Source organism: Pseudomonas sp. Tof1 (assembly GCF_055390395.1).
On sequence record NZ_AP024344.1, the window covers coordinates 2,357,095 to 2,373,892 of the forward strand.

Genomic DNA, 16,798 nt, shown 5'->3' on the forward strand with positions numbered 1-16,798 from the left:
TCAACGCGGCCCGAGAATCCGCTCGGCGATCATCTCGCCGATCGGCATCGCCGAGGTCGCGGCCGGCGAGGGCGCGTTGCAGACGTGGACCATGCGCGCGGTTTCGGCGAACAGGAAGTCATGCACCAGGCTGCCGTCGCGCATGACCGCCTGGGCGCGGATGCCGGCCTCGTAGGGCAGCAGGTCCTCGACCACCAGCGACGGGCAGTACTTGCGGCACAGTTCCAGATAGCCGCGCCTGCTCAGCGAGTTCTTCAACTCCTGGGTGCCGGAGCGCAGGTTCTGCCGAATGGTTTTCCAGAAGCCGGGGAAGCGGGCGTACTGCGCGACATCCCGCCAGTTGACCGAGAACTTGCGGTAGTTCTCCCGGCCCAGCCCCAGCACCGCGTTCGGGCCGACGGTGACGCTGCCGTCGATCATGCGGGTCAGGTGCACGCCGAGGAATGGCAGCTCGGGGTCGGGGATCGGGTAGATCAGGTGGTTGACGATGTCGTTCTTCGACGCCGGCAGACGGAAGTACTCGCCGCGAAACGGGATGATCTGGTGGTCGATGGGCACCCCGGCCAGGGTGGCCAGGCGGTCGGACTGCAAGCCGGCGCAGGCCACCAGCCGGCGTGCCTGCCAGACACCGTCTTCGGTGCTGACGGTGACGCTGTCGGTGTTTTCCCGGATCGCGGTGACGGTCTGCTGCAGGCGGATTTCGCCGCCGCTGCCGGTGATCACCCGGGCCATCGCTTCGCAGACCTGGCGGTAATCGACGATCCCCGTGGCATCGAGAAACAGCGCACCGAGACCGACGATGTTCGGCTCGCGGCGCCGCAGTTCCTCGGCATCCAGGCGCTCGACCTTCAGGCCATTGAGCTGCGAGCGTTCGTACAGTGCGTTCATCCGCTGCATCTCCAGCGGGGTGGAAGCCACCAGCATCTTGCCGCAGACCTCGTAGGCAATGCCGTGCTCGCGACAGAAGTCCTTGGTGGCCTGGGCACCGCGCTTGCACAGGTCGGCCTTGAGGCTGCCCGGCGCGTAGTAGATCCCGGCATGGATGACGCCGCTGTTGTGCCCGGTCTGGTGGCGGGCGAGGCTGGCCTCCTTTTCCAGGATCACCAGGCTGGCGCCGGGTTGGCGCTTGAGCAGTTCCATGGCGGTGGCCAGACCGACGATACCGCCGCCGATGATGCAGAAGTCGTAGAGCATGGTTCGATTATCCCTGTCTTTGCGGTGTCTTGTTATCAGGTTGTCAGACTAAGGTGCCTGAAGAATGTCATGGGCAACCTTCCCTTCGTGCTCACTCACCACTGCGCCCGACACGCCCCGGTAGGCCCGTGGCTTGCCTGCGAAGGGCCCTCAAGCCTTGCGCAAACACGGTTCGGACGCGGGCTGCGGGTCAACTCATGGCCGGCAGCTCCAGTTGCAGGCGTCGGGCTGCCGCGCGCAGGTGCGCTTCGGCACACGCCGCGGCAGCCTGACGGTCGCCATCGGCGATAGCCTGGAACAGGGCCTGGTGCTCGCGGCCGGCATCCGCCGGGCCACCCACCGAATGCGTTGCCGAGTTTTCCCAGGCGGTGCGGCGGGCCTCGGCCAACTGGCCACGCAGGAAATCGTGAAAGGCGACGAAGTAGTCATTCTTGCTGGCCTGGGCAATGGCCCGGTGAAAGGCCACGTCGGCATTGGCGGCGGCCGTGAAGTCGCTGCGCTTTTCGTGCATCTCCCGCAGGGCCTCCTGCATGCGCTGCAGGTCGGCGGCGTCGCGGCGCTGGGCGGCGATGGAGGCGGCCTGGGTCTCGATCCACAGGCGCATCTCGAACATCTGCGCCAGGTCGGTGTCGCGACCCTCGCTCCTGGGAAAGCGGAAGACCGTGCCGGCCGGCGTGCTGGAAATATAGGAGCCGAGCCCGCGACGGGCGACCAGCACACCGTCGGCCTTGAGCTGGGCAATGGCTTCGCGGACCACGGAACGGCTGACATTGAGTTGTTCGGCCAGTTGCTGCTCGGTGGGCAGGCGCGCCTCGGCCGCCAGGCGACCGGTGTCGATTTCGTTGCGAATGGCGGCGACGACCCGTTCGACCAGGGAATCGGGGCGTTGGAGCTCAAACATCGGTGCGGGCTCAAAAGTCAGGTTGTCAGACAATGCGCCTTGGCATTTTTCCTGTCAACACGCGGGCCCCGGTTGCGCAGCCCTCTGGTAGGAGCCAGCAAGCCGGCTCCCATGGGAGTACAGGATCAGTTCAGGCCCAGGCGCTTGGCGGCGCGGGCGGTGATTTCACTGCGCAGGCGACGCGATTCCACCACCCGCTCGCGGGCCACGTCGAGTATGGCCTGGGGCGCGGTGTCCGGGCTGCCGGCGTTGAACGGTGGCGCGGGGGCGTACTCAAGCTGCAACTGGATCAGTTGGGCCTCGTCGGCACCGAACAGCTCGCTGGCCAGGGTCAGCGCAAAGTCGATCCCGGCGGTGATGCCGCCGCCGGTCAACAGGTTGCCGTCGCGCACCACGCGGTCCTGCACGGGGATCGCCCCGAGGGTGGCCAACAGGTCGTGATAGGCCCAGTGGGTGGTGGCCTTGCGGCCACGCAGCAGACCGGCGGCGCCCAGCACCAGCGAGCCGGTGCAGACCGAGGTGACATAGCGTGCCTGCGCCGCCTGTTCCCCGAGGAAGCCCAGGGTTTCGAGATCTTCCATCAATGCTCCAACCCCCGCGCCACCGGGCACGCAGATCACGTCCAGTGGCGGGCAATCGTCGAAGCGGGTGGTCGGGGTCAACACCAGGCCGGTGCTCGACTTCACCGGTTCCAGGTCCTTCCAGATCAGGTGCAGCCTGGCCCCTGGCAACGACGCGAGAACATCATAGGGGCCGGTCAGGTCCAGTTGCTGGACGTTGGGGAACAGCAGGAAACCGATGTGCAGGGTCATGGCGAAGCTCCTTTGAGAAGACGGGGCGGTGTCTGTAGACGGCTTCACTGTAGTTTCGTAGGATCTGGCGAATACGCCATACCACCCACGTTTTACGCCAATCGCCATGAATACGCCCCGCAGCATCGACATACTGGCTTTTCCCAACGTGCAACTGCTCGATGTCACCGGGCCGCTGCAGGTATTCGCCTCGGCCAACGACCTGGCCCGTTCCCAGGGCCTGCCGCCTCCCTATGCGCCCCGGGTGATCGCCGCCGAGGGCGGGCCGGTGATGAGTTCGGCCGGCCTGGCCATGCTCGCCGAGCCGCTGCCCGCGGCGGGAACCCCCTGTGACAGCCTGATCATTGCCGGTGGCTGGGGCACCTATGCGGCGGCCGAGGACGTGGAACTGGTGGCGTGGGTGCGCCAGCAGGCGGCGTGTGCGCGGCGGGTCGCGTCGGTGTGCACCGGGGCGTTTCTGCTGGCGGCCAGCGGCTGGCTGGATGGCCGGCGGGTGGCGACCCACTGGACCCGCTGCGAGCAACTGGCCGAGCGTTATCCGCAGTTGCAGGTCGAGCCCAATCCGATTTTCATCAATGACGGGCCGGTCTGGACCTCGGCGGGGGTGACCGCCGGCATCGATCTGTCCCTGGCACTGGTGGAGCAGGACCTTGGCCGGCCGATGGCCCTGGAGGTTGCCCGGCACCTGGTGGTGTTTCTCAAGCGTCCGGGCGGGCAGTCACAGTTCAGCGCCACGCTGTCGCTGCAAAAGAGCACCAGCCGCTTCGGCGACCTGCATGCGTGGATCGCCGAGCACCTGGCACTGGACCTGTCGATCCCGATCCTGGCCCAGCAGGCCGGGATGAGCGAGCGCAGTTTCGTCCGTCATTATCGCCAGGAGACCGGCCAGACGCCGGCCCGGGCGGTGGAGAATATCCGGGTGGAAAGTGCCCGCCGGCTGCTCAGCGATACCGCCACGCCGATCAAGCGGATTGCCGCCCGCTGCGGATTCGGCAGCGAGGAGACCCTGCGCCGCAGTTTCCTGCGGGCCGTGGGGGTCACGCCGCAGGCCTATCGCGAGCGCTTTTCGGTGCGTGCGCAACCGGCCTGATGACCGCTCCCCCGTGCAGCGGGAGAACGGTCAGGGGCTTCAGGGCTTCGATTGCGGCTCGAGGGCCATGTGGATCAGGGGGAAGGGGCGCCCCTGGCCATCGGTCTGCGAGCGGCCGATATCGCGAAAGCCATAGTGCCGATAGAAACCATGGGCCGCGGGGTTCTGCTCGTTGACGTCGACGCTCAACGGGCCGCCACGCTGACGCACGAAATCGAGCAGCCGGGTGCCAATACCCTGGCCACGCTGGTCCGGTTCGATGAACAGCATTTCGACCTTGTCACCGTCGATGCCGATAAATCCGGCCGGGCTGCGGTCGGGGTTTTCTTCGACCCAGACTTGCACCGCCGGCAAGTAAAGGTCGCGCACTTGTGGATACAGGGCCTGTATATCGGCTTCTTCGAGGAAAGTGTGGGTGGCGCGCACCGAGCGTAACCACAGTTCGCTCAGGGCAAGGTTGTCGCGAGGGACTCTTTGTCGAATAGTCATGGTCATTCAATCGGGGTCGGGAGACGGGGAGTCGGCGCGTGCGCAAGGGCCGGCGACGACGGGTCGAGTTGGCGCCACCGGGCCGGACGCCGCGCGAATCAACGCCTGGGCGACACGACAACAGGGCTTGCCGGATTGAAGGAGGGCGGATTTGAACAATTTTTTCTCGCCGATGCAAGTCTCGCCGAGGCTTTGCAGAGAGGGGCGTTAATTGAATCAGCCGACTAATTGTTAAAAAGTTTGCAGATTGTAAAAGTTTGTATAGCGGTACTTTGGCTGAGCGATTTATTTGTTGCGGAACTGGAATTTATTCACAATGGCGCGCTTATAATGCGCGCACTTTATATATCTGCAGATTGTCACTTATGGAAAGTTCGACATTGAGCAAAGTCTTGCTTGTTGAAGACGACCTCAAGCTGGCCGCGTTGGTCGCGCAATTTTTGTCACAGCATGGTTTCGAGGTGCGCACGGTGCATCGCGGCGATGTGGCGTTGGCGGCTTTCCAGGAATGGCGGCCGCGGATCGTCGTGCTCGACCTGATGTTGCCGGGGCAGAGCGGCCTGCAGGTCTGTCGCGATATCCGCGCGATCGCCGATACGCCGATCGTGATCCTGACGGCCCGGGAGGATGACCTCGATCACATCCTCGGCCTGGAGTCGGGCGCCGACGACTATGTGGTCAAGCCGATCAAGCCGCCGGTGCTGCTGGCCCGGCTGCGTGCGCTGCTGCGGCGCCAGGTGCCGGACCCGCTGGCGCGCGGTACGCTGGAGTTCGGCCGCCTGAGCATCGACCGCAGTTGTCGTGAGGTGCGCCTGGCCGACGAGGTGATCGAACTGACCACCATGGAGTTCGAACTGCTCTGGCTGCTGGCCAATGCTGCCGGCGAGACGCTGTCACGTGATGACATCCTCAACCGCCTGCGCGGGATCGCCTTCGACGGCCTGAACCGCAGTGTCGACGTTTATGTCAGCAAGCTGCGCAGCAAGTTGCATGACAACCCCCGCGAACCGGTGTGCATCAAGACCATCTGGGGCAAGGGCTACCTGTTCAATCCGTTTGGCTGGGAGCTGTAGATGCTGCGCCTGTTCCTGCGTCTTTACTTCCTGTTGGCCCTGGGCTTCGGCGCGGCCATCTACGCGGTCGACTACATGTTCACCGAGTTGCTCGACGGCCCGACCGAGGCGCTCAACCGCGAATCGGTGCGTGGCCAGGCCTATGCACTGGTCAAGGACCTGCGCCCGTTGGATCGGGCCGGCCGGGAGCGGCAACTGCTGGAGTGGAAGCCGCACTATGGTTTGACCCTGAGCCTGGTGGACACCGATACGCTCGATCTCAGCCCGCGGGAGCAGGCGTTGCTGGCGTCCAACCAGTTGGTGGTGCGCGACGAGTTCACCGAGTTCATCTCGCGGATCGACGACGGTTCGCAACTGTTGATGATCAAGCTGCCGCCCGAGCCCAGCCTGACGGTGCCGTACACCATCGCGGCCTACATCCTGCTCGGGCTGATGGTGGGGATCACGCTGTTCTTCTGGGTCCGTCCGCACTGGCGTGACCTGGAGCGGCTGCGCCTGGCCGCGCAGCGCTTCGGCAACAACGATCTGGGCGCCCGGCTGCATCTGCCGCGACGGTCGAACATCTACGAGTTGGCCGAGCACTTCAACCAGATGGCGGCGCGTATCGAGGGCTTGATCGCCAATCAGCGCGAGTTGACCAATGCGGTGTCCCATGAGTTGCGCACGCCTATCGCGCGATTGTCGTTCGAGCTGGACCAGTTGCGCCAGCATGTCGATCCGCAGTTCAGCGGCGAACTGATCGGCGACATGTATGCCGACCTTGGCGAGCTGGAAGACATGGTCTCGGAACTGCTGACCTACGCCAGCCTGGAACACGGCGCGGGGGAGAGCCGGCGGCAGATCATCCAGGCCCAGAGCTGGCTCGACAGCGTGGTGGGCAGCGTGGCCCTGGAGGCGGAGGCCGCGGGTGTGCAGTTGACGATTGCGGCCTGCGAAGTCGAAACCGTTTGCATCGAACCGCGGTTCATGGCCCGGGCGGTGATCAACCTGCTGCGCAATGCGATCCGTTACGCGCAGGGGCGGGTGCAGGTGTCGCTGACGCGCCAGGGCGACGATTACCAGGTGGTGGTCTGTGACGACGGTCCCGGGGTGCCGCCGGAGGGGCGCCTGAAGATCTTCGAACCGTTCCTGCGCCTGGATGCCAGCCGCGACCGTCGCACCGGCGGCTTCGGCCTGGGGCTGGCGCTGGTGCGGCGGGTTTCCCAGTGGCATGGCGGGCAGGTCGAGGTCCGCGATTCGCAGTGGGGAGGGGCGTCGTTCCGCATGACCTGGGCCCATGCCGAGGCCGCTTCATAGCACCGCCAGACCTGGGGGCGATCGCCGCCACCTGGGCTAGAAAACCAGGGTGGGTGGCGCCTTGCTGGCGCGCTTGAAGCGATAGCCCAAGGCCGTGATGCCCAGCACCTGGCGGCTGATGGTGTCACCCAGGCCGAGCCCGCTGCCGGCGACCACCGCGTGGGCATTGTCGACCGGCAGCAGGATGAACTCCGTCAGTTCCTCTTCCTCGATCCGTCCACGAATCAGCAGGAAACCCTCCTCGATGCGGATGCTCACGCCGCTCAGGGCCGTCTGCGGCTCGTCGGAGTTGATCACCTGGTAGTCCCCGACGGTCTTCAGCCAGCCCTTGGGCAGGGGCACCGGGTCGATCCGTTCCCCCAGTGGAATCAACTGCCCATGGCTGCGGGCCAGCAGGATCTGCCGGCTCTGCACCGTGGTCAGGTCCAGTTGCAGCCGGCCCAACTCGCCCAGGTCCACCGGCCAGAAGCCCAGGCGCTTCTGTTCGGCGCGCAGCCAGCCCTGTTCATCACGCAGCAGCTCGAAGCGTTCGCCGCCCAGCTCGGCGTAGAGGCGCTGGTTCTCGTCGCGAATGCGCAGCACGCCGGCATAGGTGGCGTAGAACCCCGCCAGACGCTGCCGGTCGATGGCGCTGGGCACCTGGCGGCGGCTCTCGCCGGCGGCCAGCGGCTCGTCCTCGCACGCCTCGGTGCAGGCGGCCTGCCCGGCGCTGGCCTGGAGCATCATGCGCAGCGAACGGGTGGTCAGCGAGGCGACCAGGTCGGCGCTGGTGTCGGAGTTGGCCATGATGATCACCGCCAACTGTGGGTCCGGCAGCAGGCTGATCTGCGAGACGAAGTCGCCGCTGAAGCCGCTGTGCTGGAAGGTCCGCACCCCCGGGCTGATCATCTCGTCACCGCACGGCGCGAGGAACCAGCCCAGGCCCATCGGGCAATCGAAATCCAGGGCGTTGCCGCGGTTCTGCTGGCGGAACATCTCCCGCACCGACTGCGCCGCCATGATCCGCCGCCCCTTGTAGGTGCCCTCGGCGAAGAGCATCTGCACGTAGTGGCTCAGGTCCTGCGGGCTGGTCCACAGGCCGCCGGCGGACAGGTCGCGAATCGTGCTGTCGGGTTGGGGCGAGCCGTTGCGGTAGCCCTGGGCCCGGAAGGGCAGCAGCTCGCTGTCGCCGATGAAGCTCGACTGGGTCATGCCCAGCGGTTGCAGCAGGGTTTTCTGCAACTGGTTCTCGAAGGTTTCGCCGCTGCTGCGTTCGATGGCGGCGCCGACCAGTGCGTAGCCCAGGTTGGAATAGGCCACCTGCCGGCCCGGTGGATTGCTCAACCACAGGCCGGAAACCCGTTGCGGCAGTTGGTCGAGCGCCGACGGTGTACGCAGGTCGCGCAGGTATTCGCCGGGCAGGCCGGCCTGATGGCTGAGCAGGCGACGCAGGGTGACGGCCTGGTCCGCCTCCTGCTGGCGCTCATGAAAACGCGAGCGGACATGGAACTCCGGGAGGGTGTCCTGCAGCGGTGCGTCCAGCTTCAGCCGCTGCTGCTCGACCAGTTGCAGGGTGGCGCTGGCGGTCAGCAGCTTGGAAAGGGCATCGGCGCGAAACGCCGTGTGGTTGGTGACCCTGACACCGCCGGCCTTGTCGGCATAGCCGAAGCCACGGGCCCAGATCACCTCCTGGCCGGCGACCAGGGCGATCGACAGGCCGGGGACGTTCTGCTCGGCCATCTCCTCGGGAATCCGCTCCTGCAGATAGCGGATGATGCCGCTGTAGTCGCCCTTTTCCAGGGTGGGCGGCGGCACCGGCGGCTGGCCGTTGCACCCCGTGCTGCCCAGCAGGAAGCCGATCAGGAGGAGCGTGCAGAGCGAGCGGAACATGGAGCACCCGGCGAACTGGCGAATGGGCCACCTATCCTAGGCTTGAGTGCCTTGCCGGTCTGTGAGTGGTTTGTCGAAAAAATGTCAAAGAGTGTAATCCGCGTCGTCGGCCCTCTGCCCGGAGCCGGCAGGTGTATCCTTGATCTAGGGCATTCCCTGAGTTGCGTATCGGCGATACCCTGGCGGATTATTCGACGTGGTTCTCAATAATTCCTCGGCGATCAGCGTTTTATGTCAATTTTATGGCATCATGCCACTAATGTTTTCCCTGATGCCCAACACGTGAGCGCCGGTCTGTGTCAGTGATTCCCCTACTTGTGTGTGATGACTCCAGCATGGCGCGCAAGCAGATATTGCGCGCTCTGCCAGCGAACTGGCCGGTCTCGATCACGCAGGCCAGTGACGGACGCCAAGGGTTGGAGGCGATTCGCCAGGGGTTGGGGCAGGTGGTGCTGCTCGACCTGACCATGCCGGAAATGGACGGCTACCAGGTACTGGCGGCTATCCGTGCCGAAGGGCTCCAGGCCCAGGTCATCGTGATCTCCGGCGACGTCCAGGAAGAGGCGGTGCGCCGCGTCCGCGCCCTGGGTGCGCTGGCGTTCCTGAAAAAACCGTTCGACCAGCAGGAGTTGCAGCGCATCCTGGGCGAACTGGGCCTGCTCGATGCACCGGACGAGGCACCGTTGCGCCCGACCTCGGACGCGCAGATCAGCTTTCGCGATGCCTTCCGCGAGACGGTCAACGTCGCCATTGGCCGCGCGGCCGCGCTGATTGCCAAGGTGCTCGGGGTGTTCGTGCAGTTGCCGGTGCCGAACGTCAACATCCTCGAAGTCGGCGAGCTGCACATGGCCCTGGCGGATGCCGGCAGTTGCCAGCGGCTTACCGCCATCTGCCAGGGCTTTATCGGTGGCGGTATCGCCGGGGAGGCGCTGCTGATGTTCCATGATTCGGAAATCGCCGACATGGCCCAGTTGATGAAGCGCCAGGGTCCGGAGTATTCGGACCTGGAAATGCTCCTGGACCTGTCCAGCGTGCTGATCGGCGCCTGCCTGAGCAGCATCGCCGAGCAGATCGACGTGGTGTTCTCCCAGGGCCACCCGCAGATTCTCGGGCAGCACGCGGCCATCGAGGACCTGATCCGGATCAACAGCCAGCGCTGGAAGAAGACCCTGGCGGTGGAGATCAGCTACAGCCTGGAAGGTCACGATATCCACTTCGACCTGCTGTTGCTGTTCACCGAGGACTCGATCGAGCGCCTGACCCATAAACTCGCCTACCTGATGAGCTGAGCCATGAGCGACCACATCGATCTGAACGAGTTTCACTGGTTGCTGGCGATCGTCCAGAGCATCGATGTGGGCGTGGTGGTGCTCGACCGCGACTACCGCGTGCAGGTGTGGAACACCTTCATGGAGAACCGCTCCGGGGTGCAGCCGGGCGAGGCGCACAACCGCTCGTTCTTCGAGCTGTTTCCCGAGGTCGACCGCGAGTGGTTCAGCCGCAAGGTGGAAAGTGTCGCGACCCTCGGCACACCGGGCTTCACCATCTGGGAGCAGCGCCCCTACCTGGTACGGTTCAAGAACTACCAGCCGATCACCGGCCAGGAAGATTTCATGTACCAGAACACCACCTTGCTGGCGCTGCGCTCGACCGACAGTGCGATCCACCATATCTGCCTGGTGATCTACGACGTGACCGACGTGGCCACCAACCGCAACCAGTTGCAGGCGGTCAACGCGCAACTGCAGAAGCTCTCCAGCACCGACCGGCTGACCGGGCTGTACAACCGCGGGCATTGGGAGGAGAGCCTGAAGGTGGCCTATGCGCGCAACCAGCGCCATGGCAACCCGACCAGCCTGGTGATGTTCGACATCGACCACTTCAAGCGGGTCAACGACACCTACGGGCACCAGGCGGGCGACAAGGTGATCGAGCGGGTGGCCGAGGTGGTGCGCGAGCATGTGCGCGACAGCGACGTGGCCGGGCGTTATGGCGGCGAGGAGTTCGGTGTGGTGCTCTCGGACACCGACAAGGCCAGTGCACGGTTCTTTGCCGAGCGCCTGCGCAAGGCGATCGAGGCGCAGCAAGTGGTGCACGAGGGCGTGACCATCCGCTTCACCATCAGCCTGGGCGTGGCCGACCTCAGCCGCCCCTCGGTGACCCACGCCGACCTGATCGCCTGGGCGGACCAGGCGTTGTATCAGTCGAAGAAGGCGGGGCGTAATTGTGTGACGGTGTACGAGTAGGGCGCGTGCCTTCCTCAAGGCGGGTATGAGGCGAGGGGCGTTACGACTCAGCCAGTATGCGGTAGTACCCCGTGTTGTCATTCACCGATTCATAACGCACCGCTGCTGTCCCTGACAGTGCGTCCGCCGGTGCTTTGCCGAGCAGCAGAGCTTTCATCGGCCTGATGATGTGGGTCTGTACGTCTGCCGGACTGTTGATGTCTGTCAGGCGCAGGCTGTAGCACCATTCGGTCTCGGAGGCCGAGTAGGTCCACTTGAACAAACGCTGTTCCTCAAGTGTGAGGCAGGGGCTGGCTACGAGTGGGAAGCCCATATGGTACTCGTCAAAGTCAATGGGTTCATGCCACCAGCCAACGTGCAGCAAGGGGCCTTGTGGATCTTTGGCATCGGTGCCATGTCCGGCCAGGCTGATCTGGACGAACAGATAGCCGCCAATTTTTTGCTTGGGCCTGATGATCAAGGGGAGTGAAGAGCCCATCTCCAGGCAGACCCAGCCATGTGCGTCATTGATGGATTTGTCGATCCATTTGCCCGCCACCCGGTAGCGTTTCTCGATTTCCGCGGTCAACAGCAGCCGACTGAACTCTTCCCGGATCAGTTTGGCCAGGTGATCGCATTCGGCGCCGACCCTGGACACGAAGTGGAAGCTGTCCCTGATCGACTTGCCAATATCGGCTGAGGTGTTCACGGTGTGGTACTCCAGATAAAGGCGGGCGAATCCGCCTCGGGAAAGGTGGGTGGCGCCACCAGCTTTGTGAAGCCGTTCATGGGGCTGTAGAAAATGACCGGATCATCGACGGTTCGGGGTGGGGTAAGGTGCCTGAAACCCCGGAAACGATTGATCCCCAGTTTTACCAGGAAAGACCTGACCTGTTTTTTCCATTTCTGCAGGCCAGGGACATCGGGGGCGCGCAGGTGCCTGAGCACCTCCAGGACATCGGCCCAGGTGCGCAGCAACAGGCGACCGTCCCAGATATCGCCTTCGGCCAGCGCATTGAGGCCGGCGCTGATTTCCGGGGCAATGAACAGGTGCCAGGCATCTTCGCGCTCCCCCGGTGTGAGGAACTCATCCCACTGGCGATGCAACTGATCGCTGCCGCTCAGGGCGGCGTTCCACTTGAATTCGATCAGCAGCAGGCGCCGTGTTCCGCCGGGCCAGTGCAGCTCGACCAGAAGGTCCGGTTCTATTGCCCGCCGTGGCCAGAAGTGCATTTCGACGTGCTGGGCGGGGCCCTCGGGAAATCCATGGGCGGTGCTCCGGCCATCCTGCTCGACCATGGCCCGCCAGAACCGGCTGGTGGTGGCAGCGGGCAGGTAATCCAGTGGCCCCATGATCAATGCGGTGATCTCGTCCTCTTCGCACACCCGGGCTTCATCAGCTTCCCGGTGTCCGAGATAGCGTCTGTAAAGGTGCGACTTTCCGCGGCTGAAGGCCTGTAGCATGTCGTGGGCTTCCTGACTCTAAGTAGCATCGTGCTGGCGGCAATGTCTTCCCACTGTGAAACTGAAACCGAAGACGCCAACTCCTTGTTAGCCGGGGCATTCTTACGAGGGGAGAATCTGGAGGATGATAGCTAAGCGCTATTATCGCGTAACGGTGCGTCAGGTAAAGACCTATGAATCCCCGCGCCACGACCGTCAATGCGAATACGGTTTCGCGCCGTAGCGTTAAAGCTTTCCTGCGCGCCGTGCGCTACTTGCCTACCGGCCTCAACTCGTCGATGACGCCCATGAATGCTTCCACCAGCAGGCCGCGCTCCTGGGTGCGGGTCAGTACCAGCAGTGGGGCGCAGGCCTGGGGATCGGACAGCGGTCGGTAGGTCACGCCCTTTTTCGCCAGGGCCTGGGCACAGGCGGGCACCAGGGCCACACCCCGGCCGGCGGCGACCAGGGCGATGATCGAGGTGATCTGGCGCCCGGCCGGGCCGCGTTGCAATGACACGCCGTGTCGTTGGTAGAGCTGCTCGATGGTTTCGTTGAGCCCCGACCCGTAGTCGGCCGGAAACAGAATGAGCGGGTGGGCGCCCAGTTGTTCCAGCGTCACCGTGTTCATGCTTGCCAGCGGGTTGTCGCTGGGCAGGGCGGCCACCAGCGGTTCATCGCCCAGGGACAATGACTGTACCGCGCGCTGCCCGGCGGGCAGGGCCTTGCGGCTCATGCCGATGTCCAGGCGCCCATCGACGATCTGCGACCAGTGGGCGCCGGAAGGCTCTTCCACCAGGGCCAGTTGCACCTCTGGAAAACGCTGGGCAAACACCTGGATCGCCTGGCTGAAGATGTCCGAGAGGGCGATGGAGCTGGCGTAGCCGATGCTCAACTGGCCGGCCAGGCCCTTGGCCAGCTTGCCGGCGATCACTTCGGCCAGGTCGACCTGCTCCAGCGCGGCGCGGGCATAGGGCAGGAAATGCCGGCCCTGGGCGGTGAGGGTCACCGAGCGGCTGGTGCGGTCGAACAGGCGAAAGCCCAGCTCGGCTTCCAGCGCCGAGATCTGCCGGGTCAGCGGTGGCTGGGCCAGGTGCAGGCGTTGCGCCGCGCGGCCGAAGTGCAGCTCTTGGGCCACGGTCAGAAAGTAACGCAATCGGCGGAGGTCGAGCATCCTGATCCTTGGGTATTGATCGGTCCGAATTCGGTATTGGTCTTGGAAGATGCGCCTATCTTATAAAGTCCTCACGCCAGAAAACGAGAGGCTCCATGCATTCCCGTCCGTTGTCCGCCCGTGTCGCGCTGTTTCTCTGCGGATGCGTGGCCTTTCTCAACCTCTATGCCACCCAGAGCATCCTGTCGGTGTTGGCCGTGGATTTTCAGGTGAGCGCGCGGCAGGCCGGCTGGAGCATCACGGTGACCACCCTGGCGGTGGCGCTCACCGCGCCCTTCGTCAGCCGGTTGACCGCCCGCTTCGAGCGGCGCACGGTGATTGTCGCGGCAGCGCTGCTCTCCAGCGTGCCGGCCTGGCTGGGCGCCCATGCCGGCAGCTTTGCCGAATTGCTGGCCTGGCGGTTCGCCGAGGGCATGCTGATTCCGCTGGTGTTCGCCAGCAGCGTGGCCTACATCGGCGAGCGCTGGAGCGGTGGCAGCGTGACCGAGGTCACCAGCCTGTACGTTGCCGGGACGGTACTGGGCGGGTTTGCCGGGCGCTTCGTCAGCGGGGTGATAAGCGAGTACATCGGTTGGCGTGAAGGCTTCGAGCTGCTGGCGGCGATCAGCCTGCTGGTGGCGGTGGCGATCCATTATCTGTTGCCGGCCCAGCCGCGGCCGGCGGTGCGCCAGGCTGTGGATGGCCTGCCGGCCCGGCGCGAGTTGCGCAGTCGGCCGCTGCTGGCGGCCTATGGCGTGGGTTTCTGCGTGCTGTTCTCCCAGGTGGCGACCTTCACCTATGCCGGCCTGTATCTGGGCCAGGCACCGTTCGAACTGGGCAGCGCGGCGTTGGGCACGCTCTACATGGTGTTCCTGCTGGCGCTGGTGGTGATCCCGCTGGCGGGGCGCCTGAGCCGATCCCGGCCGCAGTCCGAGCTGCTGCTGGGGGCGGCGCTGCTCGGGGTCGCGGGTTCGCTGCTGACCTTGTTGCCGTCGTTGTGGCTGATCGTGCTGGGCCTGGCCCTGAGCTCCACGGGTGTGTTCCTGGCGCAGGCCGCCGCCAATGCCTTCATCACGGCCACTGCCCGCCACAACAAGGCCGGCGCGGTCGGCTGGTACCTGAGCGGTTATTACCTGGGCGGCAGTGGCGGCGCCGTCGTGCCGGCGCTGATCTGGAGCCAGTGGGGCTGGCCGGGCTGCGTGGCGCTGGTCATTGCCTTCCAACTGCTGTCGCTGCTGCTTGCCCTGGTCGGCTGGCGCCCACCCAGGGCTTGTCCAAGCCACGCCTGATGTTTTCAACCCTGCTGCCTGGCGTTCCCAATAATGAAAACCATGAACGAAGACGCTGTCCTCAACGAACCCCCAAGCGCTGCGACCTCGGTGCGCCGCCGCTCGCTGCTGGCGGCTTGCGGCGCCCATGCAGTGCACGATGGCCTGACGGATGTGATCTATGTCCTGCTGCCGATCTGGCAAGTGCAGTTCGGCTTGAGCTACGCCCAGGTCGGTTTGCTGCGCGGCGCCTATTCCGGGGTGATGGCCGGCTTGCAGTTGCTGGCGAGCCGGGCTGCGTTGCGCTGGGGACGCGAGCGCCTGCTGATCGGCGGGACGGCGCTGGCGGGAGTGGCCTATCTGCTGGCCGGGCAGGCCGGTGGGCTGATGGTACTGTTGCTGGCGCTGATGTTGGGCGGGCTGGGCGCCAGTACCCAGCACCCCTTGGCGTCCTCGATGGTCACCGACAGCCATGAGGCCGGAGGGGGCGTGAAGGAGGCGCTGTCGCAATACAACTTCGCCGGCGACATCGGCAAGATGCTGATCCCGGCGCTGGTCGGTCTGCTGCTGACACTGATCAGCTGGCGTGCCAGTGTCAGCCTGGTCGGGCTGCTGGGCCTGGCGGCGGCTGCGCTGCTGTGGTGGCTGATTCCGAGGCGGGAGCACCGCGCAGTTGCTCAGGAGAAACAGGCCAAGGCCGGTGTCGGCTCCGTCAGCGGGTTGCGGGCGCTGCTGGCGACCGGCGTGCTGGACAGTGCGGTGCGCATGGGGTTTCTCACTTTCCTGCCGTTCCTGCTGACCAGCAAGGGGGCCGGGACGGCGGGCATCGGCGTGGCGTTGGCGCTGCTGTTCGTCGGCGGTGCCTTCGGCAAGCTGCTCTGCGGTTACCTGGGGGCGCGCATCGGCATGGTGAGGACGGTCTGGCTGACGGAGTCGGCCACGGCACTTCTGATCATCCTGGCGGTGTACCTGCCGTTGGCCGGCCTGATGCTGATGTTGCCGCTGCTGGGGCTGGCCCTGAACGGCACCTCCTCGGTGCTGTATGGCGCGGTGCCGGATGTTTCGCCAGCGGGGCGTCGCGAGCAGGCGTTCGCCCTGTTCTACACCGGTACGATCGGCGGGGGGCGCTGGCGCCGATGCTATTTGGACGACTGGGCGATCTCACCGGCATACCGGTGGCGGTGATCACCCTGGCGGCGATCCTGCTGCTGACGTTGCCGCTGGTGTGGGTCGTGCAGCGGGGGCTGGAGCGTTCGGCCCTGGCGGCGGGCAGCCAGGGCTGAGCGATAGGGCTATTGCGCCGGGTTCAGTCCGTCGCGGACCTGCATCAGTGCAAAGCCCAGCAGGTTCAGGCCTTGCCAGGTGTTGGGGTCGTTCACCCGTGCGTCGTCCTGGGCCAGGCCGATGCCCCAGATGCTGTCGACCGGGCTGGCCTCGACGAGGATGCGCGAGCCGGTGCCGCGCAGGAAATCGCCCAGCGCCGGGTTCTGCGAGAACTTGGCCTGGTTGGCTTTCACGACAATCCCGTAGCGATGCTGCAGCCATTTCTGGTCATCGAAGCCGCGTACCTTGCGACCCAGGGCCTTGGCCGCGCCGGGTGTCGGAGCGTGCAGCACCTGGGTGCGAATGTCCTGGTCATCGAACAGTGCGGCCTTCTCGGCCATCATGAAATGCTCGGCGGTGAGGTAGCGTTGCCCGTCGACGGTGAATTCGGCGTTATACCACTGGCTGAAGCAACTGGCGGTGAGGGTGTCCTTGCTGCGCTGGTGGCCCCAGAAGAACACGTACTTCAGGGTTTCGCCGGCGTTGAAGCGAGCGCGCAGGGCGTCCAGGTGAATGGAGTCGGGCAAGTGGGCCTCCTTGGCGGCAGACAGTTTGAGGGGCTGAGGTTACCACGATGGGCCGAGGTTGATTGCAGGGGTGGGTAGGGGGTCAAGTCGGGTGGGGTTTTGTTATGGTGAGCGTTTTATTCGCGAGCCCGAGAT

At 65.1% G+C, this 16,798-nt stretch carries 15 protein-coding genes and 1 pseudogene; 7 read left to right on the top strand and 9 right to left on the bottom strand.

Translation table 11 applies throughout. From position 1 onward, the window contains the following. From lhgO to inhA, 3 genes are all read right to left on the bottom strand, one after another. A complete protein-coding gene (lhgO, locus tag ACZ5KU_RS10915; protein ID WP_054064213.1) occupies window positions 1-1,194 on the bottom strand; it encodes an L-2-hydroxyglutarate oxidase in 1,194 nt (397 codons plus the stop codon). A gap of 190 nt (window positions 1,195-1,384) precedes the next feature. Further along, window positions 1,385-2,095 carry a FadR/GntR family transcriptional regulator gene (locus tag ACZ5KU_RS10920; protein ID WP_054061311.1) on the bottom strand — a complete coding sequence of 237 codons (711 nt, stop codon included), beginning with the start codon at window positions 2,093-2,095 and terminating at the stop codon, window positions 1,385-1,387. A gap of 125 nt (window positions 2,096-2,220) precedes the next feature. Next, the gene (inhA, locus tag ACZ5KU_RS10925; RefSeq protein ID WP_416772746.1) at window positions 2,221-2,907 is read right to left on the bottom strand and encodes an isonitrile hydratase; all 687 of its coding nucleotides are present in this window, start codon (window positions 2,905-2,907) and stop codon (window positions 2,221-2,223) included. A 106-nt stretch (window positions 2,908-3,013) separates the two neighbouring features. On the opposite strand from inhA, the gene ACZ5KU_RS10930 reads away from it, so the two are divergent. Further along, a complete protein-coding gene (locus ACZ5KU_RS10930) occupies window positions 3,014-3,997 on the top strand; it encodes a GlxA family transcriptional regulator (RefSeq protein WP_054064215.1) in 984 nt (327 codons plus the stop codon). A 39-nt stretch (window positions 3,998-4,036) separates the two neighbouring features. Here ACZ5KU_RS10930 and ACZ5KU_RS10935 read toward each other — a convergent pair whose 3' ends face one another. After that, window positions 4,037-4,486, bottom strand: a complete 450-nt coding sequence (locus tag ACZ5KU_RS10935) for a GNAT family N-acetyltransferase (protein WP_054060010.1) — start codon at window positions 4,484-4,486, stop codon at window positions 4,037-4,039. A gap of 365 nt (window positions 4,487-4,851) precedes the next feature. On the opposite strand from ACZ5KU_RS10935, the gene ACZ5KU_RS10940 reads away from it, so the two are divergent. After that, on the top strand, window positions 4,852-5,559 hold the full coding sequence (locus ACZ5KU_RS10940; RefSeq protein WP_054060011.1) for a response regulator: 708 nt from the start codon (window positions 4,852-4,854) through the stop codon (window positions 5,557-5,559). Next, a complete protein-coding gene (locus ACZ5KU_RS10945; protein WP_054060012.1) occupies window positions 5,560-6,855 on the top strand; it encodes an ATP-binding protein in 1,296 nt (431 codons plus the stop codon). A gap of 36 nt (window positions 6,856-6,891) precedes the next feature. On the opposite strand, the gene ACZ5KU_RS10950 is transcribed toward ACZ5KU_RS10945, so the two are convergent. Continuing rightward, window positions 6,892-8,724 (bottom strand): serine hydrolase domain-containing protein, encoded by a 1,833-nt coding sequence (locus ACZ5KU_RS10950; RefSeq protein WP_054060013.1) that lies wholly within the window; start codon window positions 8,722-8,724, stop codon window positions 6,892-6,894. A 296-nt stretch (window positions 8,725-9,020) separates the two neighbouring features. On the opposite strand from ACZ5KU_RS10950, the gene ACZ5KU_RS10955 reads away from it, so the two are divergent. Beyond that, on the top strand, window positions 9,021-10,013 hold the full coding sequence (locus tag ACZ5KU_RS10955; RefSeq protein ID WP_081006050.1) for a response regulator: 993 nt from the start codon (window positions 9,021-9,023) through the stop codon (window positions 10,011-10,013). Window positions 10,014-10,016: 3 nt separating this feature from the next. After that, entirely contained in the window at window positions 10,017-10,970 is a 954-nt protein-coding gene (locus ACZ5KU_RS10960) for a sensor domain-containing diguanylate cyclase (protein WP_054060015.1), read from the top strand. A gap of 40 nt (window positions 10,971-11,010) precedes the next feature. Here the strand turns inward: ACZ5KU_RS10960 and ACZ5KU_RS10965 are convergent, their stop codons facing one another. The 3 genes from ACZ5KU_RS10965 to ACZ5KU_RS10975 form a co-directional block, all read right to left on the bottom strand. Further along, window positions 11,011-11,658, bottom strand: coding sequence for a hypothetical protein (locus tag ACZ5KU_RS10965; RefSeq protein ID WP_054060016.1), 648 nt, complete (start codon window positions 11,656-11,658; stop codon window positions 11,011-11,013). Then, window positions 11,655-12,335 carry a hypothetical protein gene (locus ACZ5KU_RS10970; RefSeq protein ID WP_054060017.1) on the bottom strand — a complete coding sequence of 227 codons (681 nt, stop codon included), beginning with the start codon at window positions 12,333-12,335 and terminating at the stop codon, window positions 11,655-11,657. The genes ACZ5KU_RS10965 and ACZ5KU_RS10970 overlap by 4 nt, the downstream gene beginning before the upstream one ends. A 328-nt stretch (window positions 12,336-12,663) precedes the next feature. Beyond that, window positions 12,664-13,566, bottom strand: coding sequence for a LysR family transcriptional regulator (locus tag ACZ5KU_RS10975; RefSeq protein WP_464737132.1), 903 nt, complete (start codon window positions 13,564-13,566; stop codon window positions 12,664-12,666). Window positions 13,567-13,661: 95 nt separating this feature from the next. Here ACZ5KU_RS10975 and ACZ5KU_RS10980 point away from each other — a divergent pair, with 95 nt between their 5' ends. Together ACZ5KU_RS10980 and ACZ5KU_RS10985 are read left to right on the top strand one after the other, a co-directional pair. Continuing rightward, window positions 13,662-14,834: an MFS transporter gene (locus tag ACZ5KU_RS10980; protein ID WP_464737133.1), complete on the top strand. Its 1,173-nt coding sequence runs from the start codon at window positions 13,662-13,664 to the stop codon at window positions 14,832-14,834. Window positions 14,835-14,876: 42 nt separating this feature from the next. Next, a pseudogene (locus ACZ5KU_RS10985) lies at window positions 14,877-16,096 on the top strand (MFS transporter). A gap of 9 nt (window positions 16,097-16,105) precedes the next feature. Here the strand turns inward: ACZ5KU_RS10985 and ACZ5KU_RS10990 are convergent. Then, window positions 16,106-16,663, bottom strand: coding sequence for an NADAR family protein (locus ACZ5KU_RS10990; RefSeq protein ID WP_054056407.1), 558 nt, complete (start codon window positions 16,661-16,663; stop codon window positions 16,106-16,108). Window positions 16,664-16,798 lie beyond the last annotated feature (135 nt).

Bases quoted from the DNA above. Each gene is read 5' to 3' on its own strand.
- lhgO (WP_054064213.1), bottom strand. From the start codon at position 1,194: ATGCTCTACGACTTCTGCATCATCGGCGGCGGTATCGTCGGTCTGGCC.
- ACZ5KU_RS10920 (WP_054061311.1), bottom strand. From the start codon at position 2,095: ATGTTTGAGCTCCAACGCCCCGATTCCCTGGTCGAACGGGTCGTCGCC.
- inhA (WP_416772746.1), bottom strand. From the start codon at position 2,907: ATGACCCTGCACATCGGTTTCCTGCTGTTCCCCAACGTCCAGCAACTG.
- ACZ5KU_RS10930 (WP_054064215.1), top strand. From the start codon at position 3,014: ATGAATACGCCCCGCAGCATCGACATACTGGCTTTTCCCAACGTGCAA.
- ACZ5KU_RS10935 (WP_054060010.1), bottom strand. From the start codon at position 4,486: ATGACTATTCGACAAAGAGTCCCTCGCGACAACCTTGCCCTGAGCGAA.
- ACZ5KU_RS10940 (WP_054060011.1), top strand. From the start codon at position 4,852: ATGGAAAGTTCGACATTGAGCAAAGTCTTGCTTGTTGAAGACGACCTC.
- ACZ5KU_RS10945 (WP_054060012.1), top strand. From the start codon at position 5,560: ATGCTGCGCCTGTTCCTGCGTCTTTACTTCCTGTTGGCCCTGGGCTTC.
- ACZ5KU_RS10950 (WP_054060013.1), bottom strand. From the start codon at position 8,724: ATGTTCCGCTCGCTCTGCACGCTCCTCCTGATCGGCTTCCTGCTGGGC.
- ACZ5KU_RS10960 (WP_054060015.1), top strand. From the start codon at position 10,017: ATGAGCGACCACATCGATCTGAACGAGTTTCACTGGTTGCTGGCGATC.
- ACZ5KU_RS10975 (WP_464737132.1), bottom strand. From the start codon at position 13,566: ATGCTCGACCTCCGCCGATTGCGTTACTTTCTGACCGTGGCCCAAGAG.
- ACZ5KU_RS10980 (WP_464737133.1), top strand. From the start codon at position 13,662: ATGCATTCCCGTCCGTTGTCCGCCCGTGTCGCGCTGTTTCTCTGCGGA.